The 17,221-nt window shown below is 55.9% G+C and carries 13 protein-coding genes; 5 read left to right on the forward strand and 8 right to left on the reverse strand.

Translation table 11 applies throughout. The features are described from left to right. The first annotated feature begins 59 nt into the window (after positions 1-59). Together BLR09_RS02000 and BLR09_RS02005 are read left to right on the forward strand one after the other, a co-directional pair. Positions 60-293, forward strand: a complete 234-nt coding sequence (locus BLR09_RS02000) for a hypothetical protein (protein ID WP_093197024.1) — start codon at positions 60-62, stop codon at positions 291-293. A gap of 275 nt (positions 294-568) precedes the next feature. Further along, positions 569-1,240, forward strand: coding sequence for a sensor histidine kinase (locus BLR09_RS02005; protein ID WP_093197027.1), 672 nt, complete (start codon positions 569-571; stop codon positions 1,238-1,240). Positions 1,241-1,243: 3 nt separating this feature from the next. On the opposite strand, the gene BLR09_RS02010 is transcribed toward BLR09_RS02005, so the two are convergent. The 6 genes from BLR09_RS02010 to BLR09_RS02035 all read right to left on the reverse strand — a co-directional run bounded on the left by BLR09_RS02010 (position 1,244) and on the right by BLR09_RS02035 (position 10,582). After that, positions 1,244-2,437, reverse strand: coding sequence for an MFS transporter (locus tag BLR09_RS02010; RefSeq protein ID WP_093197029.1), 1,194 nt, complete (start codon positions 2,435-2,437; stop codon positions 1,244-1,246). 58 nt (positions 2,438-2,495) lie between these two features. Then, on the reverse strand, positions 2,496-3,143 hold the full coding sequence (locus tag BLR09_RS02015; protein ID WP_093197032.1) for a FadR/GntR family transcriptional regulator: 648 nt from the start codon (positions 3,141-3,143) through the stop codon (positions 2,496-2,498). Positions 3,144-3,477: 334 nt separating this feature from the next. Next, a complete protein-coding gene (locus tag BLR09_RS02020; protein WP_093197035.1) occupies positions 3,478-4,311 on the reverse strand; it encodes a hypothetical protein in 834 nt (277 codons plus the stop codon). Further along, a complete protein-coding gene (locus BLR09_RS02025; protein ID WP_093197038.1) occupies positions 4,311-5,567 on the reverse strand; it encodes a hypothetical protein in 1,257 nt (418 codons plus the stop codon). Before BLR09_RS02025 ends, BLR09_RS02020 begins: the two co-directional genes overlap by 1 nt. 117 nt (positions 5,568-5,684) lie before the next feature. After that, a complete protein-coding gene (locus BLR09_RS02030; protein ID WP_245689854.1) occupies positions 5,685-7,415 on the reverse strand; it encodes an alpha-L-rhamnosidase-related protein in 1,731 nt (576 codons plus the stop codon). After that, entirely contained in the window at positions 7,412-10,582 is a 3,171-nt protein-coding gene (locus BLR09_RS02035; protein ID WP_093197042.1) for a glycosyl hydrolase, read from the reverse strand. The genes BLR09_RS02030 and BLR09_RS02035 overlap by 4 nt, the downstream gene beginning before the upstream one ends. 140 nt (positions 10,583-10,722) lie before the next feature. Here BLR09_RS02035 and BLR09_RS02040 point away from each other — a divergent pair, with 140 nt between their 5' ends. After that, positions 10,723-12,636, forward strand: a complete 1,914-nt coding sequence (locus BLR09_RS02040) for an SGNH/GDSL hydrolase family protein (RefSeq protein WP_093197046.1) — start codon at positions 10,723-10,725, stop codon at positions 12,634-12,636. Here BLR09_RS02040 and BLR09_RS02045 read toward each other — a convergent pair. Both BLR09_RS02045 and BLR09_RS02050 read right to left on the reverse strand, forming a co-directional pair. Beyond that, a complete protein-coding gene (locus tag BLR09_RS02045) occupies positions 12,626-14,266 on the reverse strand; it encodes an ArnT family glycosyltransferase (protein ID WP_093197050.1) in 1,641 nt (546 codons plus the stop codon). The two genes, BLR09_RS02040 and BLR09_RS02045, sit on opposite strands and share 11 nt — an antisense overlap. A 97-nt stretch (positions 14,267-14,363) precedes the next feature. Continuing rightward, positions 14,364-15,260: a hypothetical protein gene (locus BLR09_RS02050; RefSeq protein ID WP_093197053.1), complete on the reverse strand. Its 897-nt coding sequence runs from the start codon at positions 15,258-15,260 to the stop codon at positions 14,364-14,366. 114 nt (positions 15,261-15,374) lie between these two features. Here BLR09_RS02050 and BLR09_RS02055 point away from each other — a divergent pair, with 114 nt between their 5' ends. Together BLR09_RS02055 and BLR09_RS02060 are read left to right on the forward strand one after the other, a co-directional pair. Then, on the forward strand, positions 15,375-16,709 hold the full coding sequence (locus tag BLR09_RS02055) for a DEAD/DEAH box helicase (protein ID WP_093197055.1): 1,335 nt from the start codon (positions 15,375-15,377) through the stop codon (positions 16,707-16,709). 66 nt (positions 16,710-16,775) lie between these two features. Further along, positions 16,776-17,219: a GyrI-like domain-containing protein gene (locus tag BLR09_RS02060; protein ID WP_093197058.1), complete on the forward strand. Its 444-nt coding sequence runs from the start codon at positions 16,776-16,778 to the stop codon at positions 17,217-17,219. The last annotated feature ends 2 nt before the right edge of the window (positions 17,220-17,221 follow it).

Consider the following 17,221-nt stretch of genomic DNA (forward strand, 5'->3'; position numbering starts at 1 on the left):
ACCACCGCCATCCGGTGGTTCTTTTTGTATCTTACCGGCGCACTTATCGGTTCAAAAACATGACCTATCAGACGCCGGAAGGAGACCAGATCTCCGGCAATTCCCCCCTTCAGATTCTGGAAGCGCTTCGCGACCTGGCTCCTCAAACCGAAGGTATCGAACTTGAGGATTTCCTCACTATCCTGCTGAAATCCGTACGCGAACGGTACGCGACTGAAATCGCCGACCTCGAACCCTCGCAGGTATTGTACGACCTGATTTCCATTGGATACCTGACGCCGATTGAGGATTAGCGGAGCCATAGGCCGTAGGCGATAAGCTGCAGGCAGCGGGAAGTTAGTTCGCCAACTGCCTTTTGCTTAAAGCCTACAGCTTATTGCTTACAGCCTTTTCCGTAAAATTCCCCCGCCAAAACGGGAAATATCCCCTGTTGCCCTTCGGTGCACGGAGTTAGCTTTGTTACAGGAAGTCCGCCGCTTCTTTTCACTCCGGATATCTGCCGGTTTATTCCAACCCGCCGACCGATTCCCTTTTTTCCGCCGGGCGCTCTGCCCGGTCCTCTTTTGCCATGACAAATGATCTATCCCTGGCGGCGGTTCTGGTTGCGCTTGTATTGGTCGGAACCGCGGTCTGCGTTCGTTTTCGGAAGAACAGCTATCAACAGGAACTTCGTCAGATCAGCCATGAAATTCACCGGGAAGAACGGCAGGCCATCGCCCGGGAGCTTCAGGACAACATCGGCCAGCTACTCTCGGCCGCCCGTATCAGCATTCTGCACCGGACGGCTACGCCGGTACCCGGGCAGCCTGATCCGGGCGAGCTTGTCGGCCAGGCTATTCACGAAATCCGGGCCATTACCCGGGGTTTGATTTCTCCGGAAGACCGGACGCTGGAAGAGATGCTGTACCGCGAGCTGGTGCGGGCAGGCCGCCATTTGCCGCCGCTGCAGGAACTCGCGGTAGAAGGCTCTCCGTTTCCGCTTGATCCGGAACGCTCGCTGGTACTGTTCCGCGTGGCACAGCAGCTGCTTTTTCAGGCCTGTGCAGCGGGCGTATCTCCTGCGATCCGGTTGACGTATCAGGAGGAGCGTATATCCCTGACGTTCGGAGGGTTTCCCCAACATACAACCGGCGCAGAATGGGAAGTCATTCTGCGCCGGATCAGGCTATTGGAGGGGGAGATTATTTCCCGGCCAATGCCGGACGGGACCGATACGATAACCGTCGTATGCACCCGATAGCTACTATGCTTTCTTTGTATTGGGGAGAAAGACTGTCAAAAGCCCCAGCAAAGGCAGGAAGGAACAGACCTGGTAGACATATTCCAGGCTGGTTGCATCGGCCAAGCGGCCGAGTACCGCCGATCCGATGCCGCCCATTCCGAACGAAAAGCCGAAAAATAACCCGGCGATCATACCTACCTTACCAGGGACCAGTTCCTGGGCATATACCAGAATCGCTGAAAAAGCGGAGGACAATGTAAGGCCGATAATAACCGTCAGCACAGCCGTCCAGAACAGGTTGACGTGCGGCAGCAGCAACGTAAACGGCGCCGCGCCGAGAATGGATACCCAGATGACATACCGGCGGCCGATCCGGTCTCCAACCGGGCCGCCGATGAACGTACCCACCGCTACCGAAAACAGGAAAAGGAACAGGTACAGCTGCGAATCCTGAACAGAGACGTGGAATTTATCCATCAGGTAAAACGTGTAGTAGCTGCTCATGCTGGCCATGTAGAAGTACTTCGAAAACACGAGTACCAGCAGAATACCGATCGAAAAAATAACCCGGCTTTTTGTAAAACCTGACGTCTGCTCCTGACCGCCGTCCTTCCGGGTAGCGATGACACGGTTCTGCTTATACCAGTTGCCCAGTACCCACAATACACCGATAGCCAGCAAGGCTACCACCGAAAACCAGCTGACGCTGGATTGCCCGTGTTTGACGATGATCATCGCCGCCAGCAACGGGCCTAGCGCACTGCCGGCATTACCGCCAACCTGAAAGAGCGACTGCGCCATACCCCGCTTGCCGCCGGAAGCCAGAAATGCCACACGCGAAGCCTCAGGGTGAAAAATCGCCGAACCGATCCCCACCAGCGCCACACTGAGCAGCAGTGTCGAAAACTGGCTGGCGACCGACAGGCTGAGCAGGCCGATCAGCGTAAAGCCCATACCGGTAGCGAGGGAATACGGCATCGGTCGCTTATCGGTAAACAAGCCGACGAACGGTTGAAGCAGCGACGCCGTAATCTGAAACGTCAGCGTAATCAGCCCCACCTGCCCGAAACTCAAGTGAAAAGAATCTTTGATAATGGGATAAATCGACGGAATGAGCGATTGAATCGTGTCATTCAGCAAATGGGAAAAACTGATGGCAAACAGGATAGGGAAAGCGGTCTGCCCGGCAACGGAGACGGCTGCGGCCTTTTTCATACGATCATCTGATGTTTATGGCAAAAAAAAATAGAATTGGTTGATTGACAGGTGGTTTTTAATGATCAACGATCTGGCGCGCCCAGTACCAGGCCTGTTCTGCATCCTGCTCTTCGATGGCGGCGAGGAGGTTCTCATGCAAGGTCTGGGTCGCTACGAACGAATCGGTGTTTTCGAACTGAGCAAGGAACGATTCCTTCAATTGCTCGGCAAAAGCCTTGTATAAATCAGCCAGGATATCGTTTCCGGATGCCTGGGCAATGTGGGTATGAAAACGGATGTCGGCATCGATACATGCCAGCCATTCACCCGCGTGGGCGAGGCGCTTCCGCTCAGCCAGATCGGCCCGCATCTTGACCAGGTCCGATGCGCTCCGGTTTTGTGCCGCTTTCTCGGCGACCTTATGCTCGAGCATCAGGCGGACCTCCAGCAGGTGCTGGGGCTCTACCCGCCGTAACCGTTGCGTCAACGGCTCCGAATCCGGCATTTTGGGCGATACAAACGTTCCAAGCCCCTGCCGTACCTGTATCCAACCCGCGTTCGAAAGTATCCGGACGGCCTCCCGGACGGTCGACCGGCTCACGCCAAACTGCTGCATCAACTCCGGCTCTGTCGGAAGTTTCTCGCCTGCCCGTATGTTTCCCAGTGAAATCTGCTGCTGCAACCGGCGCGATAATTCCTCCGGCAAACTTACCCGCTTAATCATCCTATCATCTGATGTTTCGACAAAAGTAGCAGAAACATCCAATCCGGCAACGAGGGTTGTCTTATAATCGTATTAAAAAAGCCGGCTCTATCAGGCCGGCTTTTCACAAGCAACAACGTATTGAGGAAAAATTGGCGGAGAGGTTCCCTATTTCGAAACCGGGCGCCCCGCCAGAGCACCCGGTCCGTCTTTCATCAGGTTGAAGTACCGGCAGGTCGGACACCCGCCTTTAGTCAGGTATGCGAAAGCGCGGCGGAGGTTAACAGGTTTCTCCCGTCCATTTTTGAAAAAAGCCGGCTTCAGAGACGCCGGCTTTTGAAACAAACAAACAACTTCAGGTTTTCAGAAACGACCGGAGCAGGTCGGCGGACTTCAGCAGTCCCTCCCGGCTTCCGTATTTCATACGCCTGACACCCATTTCCCCCAGCCATTTCTGCCATACGCCGGTCAGCATATCCATCTCACCGAGGTACTCCCTTTTCGCACGCATCTCGGCAACATAGACAGAAAGAGGAGGAAGGGGCTTTTTAATCTGCAAAAGGCCTTCGTCTCTCGCAGCAAGGGCTTTCCGCCAGTCCGGCATCTTTCTCAGGCGGTCCAGCACGCTGGAATCCGTACACCGGTGTCCTTCGCACAGCACATTTGAGTTCTTTTCGAAATCAAAATAACCATCGGTGAGGATGATCCAGGTATTGGTATAGCCTGTTTCCAGATCGCTCGGCAGGTTATTGTTGGCGTACAACCACAGATCACTTCCTGTAAAATCGGCGGGCTTGCGCCGACCGGCCAGGGCTGCCGCATACAGACGAGCTACTTTCGCGGGCAGGTCTCTTTTCAGTGCTTCCAGCCGGCTGCGCTTTTGGGCAAAGGGCACCTTGCCCATGTCCAGGTACAGTTCGTCGAGGCCGGGAAGCACGCTCATGGATTTTTGCGGGGCGACCGCTATCCGAAACCGGTCCTTTGAATTGATAATCAGGTTATTTCGCACTTTCTGCTCGAACGTTTCGAAGACGATCCGGATTAGCTCCTGATCCCGTTTAGCCTGTTCCGGTTGCAGAATCCGGTCCGACAAATCCAGCAAAACCACGTAGTTGGCAGGCAGATTTCCCGCCAGGGCGCCGCCTTTTCCGATCAGGAAAAGGCAGGCAAGGAGGATCAGCTTTTTCATCAAGCGGCGACGGCGTTGGGTTCGGGCGTGTTCGTTTCGAGGTGATTCCGGTAGAAGGTGCGGATCACCGTGTCACATTCAGCCTGCAGCTCCGCGTTGTGCAGGCGGTTGTTGACATACCCCAGCCAGCCGTCGTAGAAGTCTGTGATGTATTTTTCAAGCTCGGCCCGGCTGAAGAAGAGCGTCTGCCGGTCGTCCTTGAGCCGGACGATGTCGAGTTCCAGGGTCTTGAGCGTTCCTTCCAGCGTGATGACCTTCTTGCGGATATCTGCCAGCACCAGGCGGATATCTCCCTTCCGGTTTTGCCGGTGGCGTATTTCCAAGCCGGTGATACGGCGGACGTCTTTCTTGCCATATTCCTGCATAAAGGCATGCAGTAATCCGCTCCAGACCATACTGGCCGCGAAGCCCATCGCAAGCACGAGGTAAAAGACCGGCGAAGTCCACCACGCTTCCTCGCCCGCATTCGCCAGGCCCATCAGTACTTTTAATTCAAACGACTTATGCTCGATGAAATAGGCCAGCAAACCGTCGGTACCCAGGATCAGCGCCAGCAACAGGCCTACTCCGGCGGCTTTCTGCCTGCCCTCAAACTCCCAGGCAATGTGCAGCATGGCGCCAAACGCGAACAGCAGAATAGGTCCGGCCCAGTGAAAATCGAGCACTGTAAACGCCTCCCGGGCAAATACCGCCGAGAGAATACCGGCGGTATTTCCGCCGCTTTCGTTTGCCTTTTGCAATTCAGCCGCCAGATCGCGGAAAAATGCCGAGTAAAAACTCGAAACGTAGAAGAGATAAATGAAGACTCCCAGCAGAATCGTCATGGCAGCGTACAGATTCCGCTTAAACCGATCGAGGTGGTAATACCGGTTATTGCCTTCCGATTCATCCCGGCGGATCTGGAGAATTTCCTCGTCCAGTTGCAGGAGTTCCTGTTCCAGACGCGGTACGTCGGTGTCGGTCAGCTGCCGCATTTCGGTCCGGACCTCTTCGGCATTTTTCTGCCGTTCGATGATCCGTCCTTCCAGCTCGGCCTTTTGCTTCTGGCGCTGTTCTTCGTTGGCGTCCACGTCGATGATGTAGCCGCGACGAATCTGGTTCAGTAAATTTTCGAGTGCCAGCGCGTTGCCGCGGTGATGCTCGGCTTTTTCATATCCGTAAGACTGAAGGTTGACACGGCGGACAAGCGTATCGTTTTTGGGTTCTTCCGGAGTAACCGGCTCCGGAGTGGTGCGGGGAATAACAAAGAGTGACATAAGCTGATAGTTGTTTGTGTTTCAGTCAGATATGTCTGTGTATCGCCCGCGGTTATCGGAAAGTCAGGTGTCTGTTGTCGATTTTTTTCAAAATAAATTTTATATTCTGACAGTCAGCTACTTAACCACCTTTACTTCTTTCGGCGCCTTGATTTCGCTGCGGATTTTTCCGTCGGCGCCGCGGGTATGTCTCACCCGGATAAGTCCGTACGGCGTCGGAAATGTCCCTTCTGCGAACGTCAGGTCGCCCAGGTGCGGCTCGATTTTGACCTTCCGGCAGCCTGGTTCCAGTACCTGAATTCCGAGCACGTGCTCGGTCAGCCAGGGTGTCGGTCCGGCGGCCCACCCGTGCGACAGACTATGCCGGAACCCGACGTAGCAGTACGCGCCGTAGTCGCCGTGTATATCCTTTTGCCCCGCTGCCGGCAACTCATCAATCCGCGACGCGCCCGGCAGCCAATCGAGGTTAAAGTCTTCCCAGAACGTAGTAGCACCGAGGTTCAGCATCGCTCCCCAGAAAGTACGGATATCCCGCAGCGCGCCGTCGTAGTCGCCGGCTTTGGCCTTCGCCTGCAGCATGTAATACCCATAAAACGTCGAATATCCCTTTGCACCCCCTTCTGAAAGCAGGGTATTGGCTTTTTCGGGGGACAGTAATCCGGTCAGTCCCATCAAGGCGGCGGCCTGCTTGGAGCCGTTCGGATCCGGGACATAGGTCGACAGATCGGCAACAGCCTCAAGCGATTGCTTCATGGCTTCCGTTTCCCCGAGAATACGGCAGAGATCCGCTCCTGCCCGCAACGACCAGATCAGCATGGCCTGTAAACCAGCGTCTACGCCCTTCTGATTTTCGCTGGATGGCCAGTCGAGAAACCGGTGGCCATCCAGTTTCTCCTTGTGATCCGAACCGATTTTGGTACGCAAATGCGCCAGCAGCTTGACCAGGTAGTCCTTTTGCTGACGCAGGTAGGCCAGGTCCCCATTATGGTAGTACCAGTCGCGGTGAATGATGATCCACCACATCGAGTACGTACTGATCCCGTTCATCCATTGCGGCAAAGGCGTAATATCCCGGACGAGGTCGAGGCTCTTAGGCACTACTTCGTTGTGGCCGAATACCGCGCTGATAGCCGAGGTTTCGGGATGCATGTCTCCCACCCAGACCAGCCGGTCGCGCTTGATACCGTCCCACAGGTAATCCTGCATATTCAGGTGAACAGTATATGCCCCGGTCATCCAGATACGGTTCAGCAATTCGTCGCTGCACCGAAAGGAGCCCTGGTATGCCAGATCCCGGAAGATAAACGCGGCCCGGATTTCCTTGACCTGCCACTCGGCATCGGGCTCCACGAGGTCTACCCTCACAAAACGGAAGCCGGTATTGCCGATTTCGAGCTTGCCAAGCCAGGGAACGAGTACCTCTTCGTCGCGAATAGCATGGTCGTTGGTAGCGGTCTGTTTCGGGCCAATTGAGCTCATCGCCTCCGCCGCCGATTCGCCGAAGCGTATCCGGACGCGGACCGGCTTGCCCGAGGGCGACATGCCTGAAACGATCTGTAACCCGCCATGCAATTCTTTCCCGAAATCCAGCAAAACAGAAGCCTGTTCACCTTTTTCGTTTTTCCAGACAGACATATTCCGGTTGGCCAGGTCGGCCTGCCCGTTGCCTTCTCCCAGCAAACGGGACGCATTTTTCACCGAACCGGATTGCCAGACAATCCGCACCGGAGACAGGTAACGTGTAATGGTCGGTACCGGTTGAGAAACCCGGTTTTCAAAAACAGGCGGTAGCTGGGCGGCCGCTTCACCGGCCAGCAGGCTCAGGGCCAGGAGGTATTTTTTTGTCACTTCGAAGAAGAAAAGGTAGATGCAGGATAGTACAGTACCCGGACAGGACCGAGTAATCCGGAAGGCTCATACGTACTTTCCGGTTTGTAAGGATTGACGTTGGACCAGGTCCGCCGCTGCGCTTCCGGCAGGCGGCTGTCGCCGATGAGGCGGTTGACCCAGGTATTGGCGACCTCGATTTCCGCTTCGTTTACGCCTTTTTTAACGGCCCGGCTGATATCCAGCTCCCAGGGAGCCGTCCATACCGTTCCGAGCGTGACGCCGTTGATTTTCACACTCGCCAGCGCCCGGACTTCCCCAAGATGGAGAAAGGCTTTTCCTTTGGAAGGATCGGCCGTGAATCGAATCCGGTAGACCGCCTTTCCGGAATAATCCCGGATACGGGGATCGGTATGTTTACTCCAGTCGGTGAGTGTCGGGAAAGACACGGGCCTCTCCGGCCCGCGCGCCGCGGGATCAAACGTGACGGACCAGGGGCCGGAAAGTTCATTTGCAGCCGTCGGTTCCGGAAAATTCCGCTGGCCGGCTTTCGGCGATCCCTTTTTCCGGAATACCAGAAAACCGCTTTGGTAGGCGTCCAGCCGGAGCGGAATCGTCGTCGTTTCATCGGAAGAAGTGTACTCCGGCAGTGGGCGCGTCGTGCCGGTGACGGCGTCCCACCATTCCGGCTGCCGCCCGCTGACGCGCACCGTCACCGGCGCTGAAACCGGCTGATCGGACTGATTGGTAATGAAATAAATATCTTCCGTTGCTGAATGGCGGTGCGTATACAGCAGCGCCTTGTCTCCGAGCCCCGCGTCGGGAAGTACCTTCAGTGTCTTCAGAATATCAGCCAGGTCTCCGGAACGGAATACGCGGCCTGCACCGTACCGCTCGCCTGACCAGACCTTCGCGGCAAGATCTTTGACTTTTTTGTCAGCCTGCGGGTATCCCTCCAGACTCGGCGACCGCTCCGGCGCAGGCCCGAGCAACGTACCTCCGGCCTGTACGAGGGTGGCAAGCCGTTCGAGTACTTCCGGGCGCATGGTTTTCAGGGGCGGCAGGACCAGTACATGGTAGGAAGTGCCGTCCGGTAAGGTCCATTTGCCGTTTTCGACCGTCAGACGGGTCAGGATAACTTCTGCGTTGATATAGTCGTAGGAGTATCCTGCGGGTATTTCGGGTTGACGGGTACCGGTCATTTTCGGGGCGTCTTCCCCGATGAAATAGGCGACGTCGTTGACGGACTTACCCTGCTGCAAGAGGAAATTGCATCGCCGCAGGTAGTCGACAAAAGCCTTGCTCTGATAAAACCAGGTATTATGCCGGTTGAACTCCGTTCCGAAGCCGGCATTGACACCGGGTAAGGCAGCCGTCGGCTGCGTAATCATAACGTGAAGAAGGGTATGGTTGACGCCTTCGGTAAACGACCAGTCGCCCCGCTTCTTCAACAGCGCCGGATACCGGACAAAGGCCTTTCCACCCGCCGTAAACGACTCTGCCGCAACCTTGCTTTTGCCGTAAATATGAGCTGCTGACGCGGCAGCACGGTTTTCGATACTGCCGAGGTCTCCTTCGTTCCAGAATTCACCTCCGACTTCGTCCGACTGCCCGCCGTATTGCAGAAACTCTCCGGGAAAGCCCCAATGACCGTAATTTTCAAGCCATAGCTTCATGCCTTTGGTGTGGCTGAGGTTTCTCAGGCCACCCACATATTCATAGGCGACGCGGTCGGCAACCAGGCGGCGAACATCCCATAGAAAGCGATCCGACCGGTCGGCGGATCCCACAATTCTTCCCGAAAAAACAGGCAGCCACGGAAGCGGATCATACCCATACCGCTGTTGGAAAGCCTCCGCCATTCCGTCCGTCCAGTTTTGGGAGCCGGTTTCGTAGCTGTCGGCAACGACATACCGGAGCGCTTTCCGGTCAGCCGGAGCCAGGCTGTCGTAAACCGCCCCGATGAAAGAATCAAAATGGTGCCGCAGGTTTTTCCGGTTCATTTTGTCTACCTCCAGGCCTTTGCCTTCCGGCGACGCGGGGCTGTTCGTCCGGCCCGTAGACCGTGTTCCAAACCAGACGATGGTCCATTTTCCTGCCGGAGCGGCCCAGCGCAGGGAGCCGTCGGCCTCCAGCGGGAGGTTGATCATCCTGGCCGGGTCGAGTACCTGGCCCTCTCCTTTCGGTTCGGGCTGGGTAACCCATTGGTATTCATTCCAGAGCGGGAGCGGCGTCTGGAACATCTTGGCCAGTTGTTTTTCTTCGAAGCGTTCGAGCCGGGCTTCGGGTGAAATCCGGCATTCGGCGAGTCCGCCTTTCCCCCGGATATGCCGGATAAGGAGGCGAAACGCGCTCCCGCTGACATCGGGGATTGCCAGTACAACCGGCGCATACGGCCGGAAGCCGACGCCGTCGTCAGGGTTACTGCGGTCGAAGTCAAACTCGCGCAACGTCCGGAACGAACCGTCTGCTTCCTTTACCTGTAAAATGCCGGTAAAACGCACCGGAACAGGGGCAGGTACCAATGTCAGACTTCTCGCTGTAAATGCCTGTTTATAAGCCAGATCGAGCACAAGATCCTCCTTCTGACCGGCCGGAAAGAAGGAAGCCGTTTCAGGATTTCCATCCGTCAGCGCCGGAAGATCTTCCCATCCCGAAGAGGCTGTAAGGGTAGCCTCCGGGAGTACCTGCCCATGGGCAGTCGGAAAGGCTACGGCGGCTACCGGGCGTATTGCGCCTGCCGGGCGGGGGAATACTACTTCCCGGGGACCGGCCACTTCCTGCTCATCACAAGCCAGGTACTGCATGCTTTCTGTCGGCAGTACCCACGGACCACCGCTCTGGCTCCAGCCGGGGCTATTGAATAAGCCGATGGTAATACCCTTTCGGTTAGCCGTTTGGATAGCGGTTTTAGTAATCTTCCACCATTCCGGCGAGAAAAGTTTGACTTTTCCGTAGGGTACTTCGCGCGGGTCGTAACCGATGTTACCGATAAATGCACGGCCTATGCCGACGGCGGCCATTGCTTCCACGTCCTTCCGAACGCCGTCTTCCGAAATATTATCACTCATCCAGTACCAGTACACGCTGGGTTTCGTGGAATCGGGAGGCGTACGGAATCCCTTTTCGAGCAATTGGGCAGAAGCCGACAGGGAGCAAATCGTCAGCAGAAAAGAAATCAGTTTCATAGAGGTGTCAGGAGGTCTTGCTGTGCGTTTATGTCGCCCGCCGGCTGGCAGTCCGTGATTACGCGGCAATTTTCGTACTTTTCCGGGTATACGTCCGTTGATTCCTTCTTTTGAAGACAGAGTCGTCCTCCTCTGAACCAATGAAAAAGTATTTATTCTGCCTGCTGGCCGGGCTGTCGACCGGCGTAATGGCGCAGGAGCGCACTTCCAACTGGAAAGGCTTCGAACGCATCGATTTTCCGTTCCAAAATACGCAGGCGTTTCTGGTGAAACCGTACCGGGCTGTCCCGGGCAACCCCTGGGTATGGCGCGCGCACTTCCCGGCGTGGCATACGGAGATGGACAGCATACTCCTCAGCCGCGGTTTTCATGTTGCTTACGTCAATACCAACGACCAGTTCGGCCATCCCAAAGCCATGCAGGTATGGGATGATTTTTATGCATATCTCGTCGGGGACAAGCACCTCGCACCGAAAGTAGCCCTCGAAGGCGTCAGCCGCGGCGGGTTGTATGTCTATGGCTGGGCCAAGCGCAATCCGGACAAGGTGAGTTGCATCTACGCCGAAGCCCCGGTATGCGACCCCAAAAGCTGGCCGGGCGGCAAGGGCAAAAGCCCCGGCTCGGCGCAGGACTGGGCATTATGGAAGAAATTGTATGGCTTGACTGACGAAGAAGCGGCTACTTTCCCGGATATTCCGCTGAACGACCTGAACGGGTTGGCGGCGTTTAAAGTGCCGGTAATACACGTCGTCAGTTTGCAGGATAAACTCGTTCCGAACGACGAAAATACCTTTCCCTTTCTGAACAATTACATGAAAGCCGGCGGCCCTGCCTCGGCTTATCCGATGAGTCGGGGGGCGCAGACCCTGGAAGGGCATCATTTTCCGATTGAACATCCCGAACAGTTCGCCGACTTCCTTTACGATCATTCCGTGCCGGTCGCGCAACCGCTCAAACGGCAAGCCTACATCGAGCCGAACGCCGGTCTCGGCCGTAGTCTGGAAAAATTCGCGGCGACGAAGAAAGGTACCGTCGCCTTCCTCGGCGGCTCGATTACGCATAATCCCGGCTGGCGGACGAAGGTCATCCAATACCTCAAAGAGCGGTTTCCGGAGACGCAGTTTACCATTATCTCCGCCGGTATCCCTTCCCTTGGAAGTACGCCGCACGCCTTCCGGTTTCAAACCGATGTATTGAAAAAAGGAACGCCGGATCTTCTTTTTCTGGAATCAGCGGTGAATGACCGCGTCAACGGGTTCAGTACCGATGCCCAGAAAAAAGCACTGGAAGGTATTCTCCGGCAACTCTATTCCGCTAATCCGCAGGCAGATGCGGTACTGATGGCATTCGCCGATCCGGAAAAAAACGAAGATTTTGCCAAAGGGCAGACCCCGCCGGAAGTACTGATCCACCAGGAGCTTGCCCGGTATTACGGCATTCCATTCCTGAACCTGGCCCGGGAAGTGTACGACCGGATTCACGCCGGGGAGTTTTCGTGGCAGTATGACTTCAAAGACCTCCACCCGTCGCCGTTCGGGCAGGAAATCTATTTTCAGACGATGAAAGAGCTGCTTCGCCTGCCGGCAAAGGCTGCGCTGCGTACGCTACCGGCGCTGCGGAGCCCGTATGCCTACAGCGCCGGGCGGTATCGTTCGTTAACCGAAGCCATAAAAACGAAAGGTTTCGAGCGGATCGAGTCCTGGAAACCGACCGATAAAACCGGCACGCGGGAAGGGTTCGTCGATGTGCCGATGCTCGTGGCAACACAGGCGGGCGCGTCCTTTGAATTTCCGTTTACCGGCCGGGCAGTCGGAATCGCGGTCATTTCCGGCCCCGATGCCGGTATTCTTTCTTATCGCATCGACGGCGGAAAACCCCGGCGACTGGACCTCTTCACACAATGGAGTACCCAGCTTCACCTGCCGTGGTATCTGATGCTTGGCGACGACCTGAAGCCCGGCAAACATACCCTGCACGTGGAACTGCTCCCGCAGGAAGACGCCGGCCGCAAAGGAAATGCCTGCCGCATTGTCCACTTTCTGGTTAACGAGTAAGGCGGACGAGCAGCGTTTCGTCGAGGGTTTCGTGCCGGGTTTCCTTGTTGATAAACGACACACCCAGTTCGCTGATGTGGTAATGGGGGAAGCGTTCGAGCACACGGACATCGTACCCCTCCGCTGTCAGCGCGGTGGCTTTTTCAGGCCGGAGGAAGACATATGCCGTGTCTGCCACCGGAAACGTAAGGTAGCGCACCGGTTTTTCGGCATAAAATTCCAGGGCATAGTTGGCCGCGTCGCCGGGAATGACAGATATCTCCGGAATATCACCCTGCTGGTTGACGTAGTCGGCAACCCGGTTACCGGATTGGTACCCCACAATCGCCGGGTAGAGCAGCAGGCTGTATACCCCGTTCATCACCAGCGACGCCAGCAGGCTTACCCGTACCGCGTTGGTAATGCTGACGGGCGGAAACAGCCCTATCGCCCCGACCGCCAGTATCCCGACCAGCAGGAACGCCACCCACCCGAACGAAATGGAAATCAGGTAGATACCAAGTAATCCTGCCAAAAACAAGAGCCCTGAAATACCATACTGAACGGCGATCATCCAGCGCTTATGCTCCGCCGCCGCGACGACCTGCGCCGTGAGAATACACATCATCGGGTACAGCACATTCAGGTAATGCGGCAATTGAAATTTCGATGCTGAAAACAGGAGGAGAGAGAAGAGCACGCCGCCGGTCAGTACCCAGTCGTCGGCTTTTTTTCTATTCTTAAACCTTTCATACAACGCGTAGTAGAACAGGACCGACCACGGCAGAAATGCCCACAGCAACGTATGGAGATAGAAAAACGGATCGCCGGCGCCTTTGATCGGGCCTGAATTGGTAAACCGTCCGAACTGGCTGTCCCAGAAAAAAAACCGCAGACCGGAAACGCCCGTCTGCCCGAAAACAACTTTTTCCGGATGAAGATCAAACTGTACGTACAGGCAGTACAATTCCGGTAGAAAAAACACGCAGGTGAGCGCGACAGCCAGCCACCAGCGCGGGTGAAAGAGACCCTTCCAGTCTCCCCGGACGAGGGCGTCGATGACAATACCGCTACCGATGATGATCAGGATGAATATACCCTTCGTCATGACCGCCATTCCCGCAAAAAAAGCTCCCCAAACCGCGTGAGCCAGGCTTTTCTCCCGGTACAACCGGTAAAAATGGTACAGGGAGGCGATACAGAAACCGGTGAGATAGGGCTCCGCCCGTACGTCGACGTTCGAAATCAGCAAATGCTCGACCGCCAGGTACATCAGCAGGGCCAGCTGCGCCACATACACCGAATACCGGAACCGGGCCAGCCGGTAGGTATACCAGCCGCCAAGTACCCAGCAAAGCAGCGCCGGCAGCTTGTAAGCGAACGATGCATAGCCGAAGAGCTTGTAGCTCAGCGCAGTAAGCCAGAAAGGCAGGTGGGGTTTATCGAGCCAGTCACGGCCTTCAAGTGTCAGGTTGATCCAATCTCCGCTGTGCGCCATATTTTTGGCGATGGTCGCATAAAGCGTGCCGTCTGTTTCGAGCACAGGGGAAAGCAACCCGGAAAAATTGATCAGCACGCCCAGTAGGACGAGGCCGCTGAAGACGGAATCTTGGGCTTTCCGGAGACCGGACGCCGGGAGAGCTATATTCATTCAAGACAGGTCCGGCGTCTCCCCGGAATCGGGGGTTAACGCCGGTTACAAAGTTCCTCAACCAGAACTCTTCCCGCTGTCAAGAAATTGTTAAGTTTTAAACAAAAGACTTCTTCGCGCGGCTGTATTTCTTGTTGAAAACGCCGTCTTTCAGGTATCCGGTTATCGCCGTTTTGACGGTATTGATACGGGTCTGGTAGTTGACAGCGCCTATTGTGCACAGATTGGCGAAGGCTTTGTCCCAGTTTCCGTTGGTATTGAGGGCGTTGGCAATGCGGTCGTTGGTCCCCCGGCCCTGATGCCGGATGTCACAGATCAGCTGGCAAACGCTGGCAGGCGCTTTGTCGAGGTCGAAGCGCGTGTCGTATTCCACCAGATTATCGCGGAAATGGTCGATAGCCGTCTCCACCTGCAACCGCCGATGCGCCGGGTCATTGGCCGCCCAGTGCACGAGCCGCGCCGAGCAGATCAGTTCCTGGTTTTCGACTTCGTTGAGGCTCGGATTAAGGTAATCCATCAACGCCTGGGTAGAGTCGTCGTTTTCGAGCTGCTTCAGCGTGCCGTTGCTATTCCGGTAATAGATCCTGTCATTTTTGAGGACGAGCTTCGGAAAGTACGTCGCGCCGTTGGGCAGGGCAAGCAACTTTTTGAAAAACCGGACGAAGTCTCCGTTCGGTACATGCGCCGCATACTGCATGAAGCTGAAGGTGAATTTGGCCCTGTCGTACGTATTCAGGCACTGAAACGAGCCCTGGCTTTCGGCTTTCGCTGTCGGATGAATGAAATAGGCCCAGAAACCAAATTCCTTCACATAGGGAGACGGCTCATAGGCCTGCCCGGCGGGGATAATGGTATTGTAAATACCGATGTTCTCCTTGTAAAGTGTTTGATAGCCAACTATAAACCGGCTTTCTTTCGAGTTATTCAGTTTGGCGTAGTAGGCGGTGCGACCGTTCGCCAGTACGGAACTGGAGAGTGTAAAATCGTAAGGCATAGGTATCTGCGGTGTAAACAAGGCAAAGTTATAGGAAATCGCTTTTTCCGTCCGGGAAATGAGTATACGGCGCGACGGTGCCCAAAACCGGCAGATCAGGTGTATTTTTGCAACATGACTACGTTCGAAGACCTGAATCTGAACAAGCAGCTGCTCAACGCGCTCAACGATCTCGGCTATACCCAACCAACGCCTATCCAGGAAAAAGTATTTTCCGTCGTGATGTCGGGCCGGGACGTCTGCGGGATCGCCCAGACGGGCACCGGTAAAACGCTGGCCTACCTCCTGCCCTGCCTGCGTCAGTACCAGTATTCGAAGGAGAAACTGCCGCAGATTTTGGTGCTGGTGCCCACGCGCGAGCTTGTGATGCAGGTCGTTGATACGGTGAAAGAACTGTCCGCCTATCTCAACCTCATTGTTCAGGGCGTTTACGGTGGCGCCAACATGCGCACGCAGGTGGCGGAACTGCAACAGGGCGTCGACGTCCTCGTCGCTACGCCCGGCCGCCTGATCGATATCCTGATGGCCGGCGCGCTGAAGATGAAAAACGTGAAGAAGCTGGTCATCGACGAAGTAGACGAAATGCTCAACCTGGGCTTCCGGCCGCAGCTGGAGCGCCTGCTCGAACTTCTTCCCCAGAAACGGCAGAACCTGCTCTTTTCGGCTACGCTGACGGACGACGTGAGCGGGCTCATGGACGAGTACTTCACCAATCCCGTCCGGGTAGAAGCGGCGCCGGCGGGGTCTCCGGTAGCGACGATCGACCAGTCCCTGTACCACGTACCGAATTTTCATACCAAAATCAACCTGCTGAAACTACTGCTGGCCGACCGGGACGTATTCTCAAAGGCGCTGCTGTTTACGGCGACGAAGCAGCAGGCCGACGACGTCTTCGACAAACTGGAAGTACTGTTTCCGGATGAAGCGGGGGTCATCCATTCCAACAAAGCACAAAATAACCGCTTTCTGACGGTACAGCGGTTTGAAGACGGTACCCACCGGATTCTGATCGCTACTGACCTCGTTGCCAGAGGGATAGACGTCGCCGGCGTTTCGCACGTCATCAACCTCGACGTGCCGGAAACACCGGAAAACTACGTCCACCGCATCGGACGGACCGGTCGGGCTGACCGCCGCGGCATTGCCCTGACCCTGGTTTCTCCGCTCGAAGAAGAACGCATCGCGCCCATTGAAGCCCTGATGCAGTATACCATTCCGGTGCAGGAGCTGCCGGAAGACCTCGAACTATCCACTGAACTGACGAAAGACGAAAAGCCCAGGACAACCCTGAAGCTTCCGACGGTACGTATGGACCGGAAAGAAACCGACGGCACCGCTTTTCACGATAAAATCGACAAGAACAAAAAAGTCAACGTCCGCCGGGATCACGCGAAGGAAAAGATGAAGAAATACGGCAGACCGATCCGGAAAACACGCCGAAACAATTGATCGCCCCTGCTGACATAGGGTTGTCAGCAGGGCGTTTCATTTTCGCCGGAAAAACAACCGATCGTTATGGAAACCTTCACACTCCTCGGACCTGTCATCCGGACCACCAATCAAAACGGACAGGCGGCGCACGACATTCCGGCTCTCTGGCAGCGTTTCTTCGCCGAAAACCTGGCAGCCGCTATTCCCGGACGCGTCGACAACGCGATCTACTGCCTTTACACAGACTATGAAACCGACCATACCGGCCCGTACACGACCCTTCTCGGTTGCCGGGTCGAAGCCGGTACGCAGGCGCCGGCAGGTATGGAAACGCGCACAGTACCTGCCGGGCAGTACCATGAGATCGTTGCAAAAGGAAACCTGGACAGCGGGATTATCTACGATGCGTGGGTGACTATCTGGCAATCAGACCTGCCGCGGGCCTTCACGGCCGACTTTGAAGTTTACGGCGAAAGAGCGGCTGACCCTGCTGACGCGGAAGTTTCTATCTTTGTTGCCGTCCGGTAACA

The organism is Siphonobacter aquaeclarae (assembly GCF_900103285.1).
Taxonomy (GTDB): domain Bacteria; phylum Bacteroidota; class Bacteroidia; order Cytophagales; family Spirosomataceae; genus Siphonobacter; species Siphonobacter aquaeclarae.

What these genes read in the sequence shown, in the direction of transcription:
- BLR09_RS02000 (WP_093197024.1), top strand. Translation starts at nt 60, where the DNA reads ATGACCTATCAGACGCCGGAAGGAGACCAGATCTCCGGCAATTCCCCC.
- BLR09_RS02005 (WP_093197027.1), top strand. Translation starts at nt 569, where the DNA reads ATGACAAATGATCTATCCCTGGCGGCGGTTCTGGTTGCGCTTGTATTG.
- BLR09_RS02010 (WP_093197029.1), bottom strand. Translation starts at nt 2,437, where the DNA reads ATGAAAAAGGCCGCAGCCGTCTCCGTTGCCGGGCAGACCGCTTTCCCT.
- BLR09_RS02015 (WP_093197032.1), bottom strand. Translation starts at nt 3,143, where the DNA reads ATGATTAAGCGGGTAAGTTTGCCGGAGGAATTATCGCGCCGGTTGCAG.
- BLR09_RS02020 (WP_093197035.1), bottom strand. Translation starts at nt 4,311, where the DNA reads ATGAAAAAGCTGATCCTCCTTGCCTGCCTTTTCCTGATCGGAAAAGGC.
- BLR09_RS02025 (WP_093197038.1), bottom strand. Translation starts at nt 5,567, where the DNA reads ATGTCACTCTTTGTTATTCCCCGCACCACTCCGGAGCCGGTTACTCCG.
- BLR09_RS02035 (WP_093197042.1), bottom strand. Translation starts at nt 10,582, where the DNA reads ATGAAACTGATTTCTTTTCTGCTGACGATTTGCTCCCTGTCGGCTTCT.
- BLR09_RS02040 (WP_093197046.1), top strand. Translation starts at nt 10,723, where the DNA reads ATGAAAAAGTATTTATTCTGCCTGCTGGCCGGGCTGTCGACCGGCGTA.
- BLR09_RS02045 (WP_093197050.1), bottom strand. Translation starts at nt 14,266, where the DNA reads ATGAATATAGCTCTCCCGGCGTCCGGTCTCCGGAAAGCCCAAGATTCC.
- BLR09_RS02050 (WP_093197053.1), bottom strand. Translation starts at nt 15,260, where the DNA reads ATGCCTTACGATTTTACACTCTCCAGTTCCGTACTGGCGAACGGTCGC.
- BLR09_RS02055 (WP_093197055.1), top strand. Translation starts at nt 15,375, where the DNA reads ATGACTACGTTCGAAGACCTGAATCTGAACAAGCAGCTGCTCAACGCG.
- BLR09_RS02060 (WP_093197058.1), top strand. Translation starts at nt 16,776, where the DNA reads ATGGAAACCTTCACACTCCTCGGACCTGTCATCCGGACCACCAATCAA.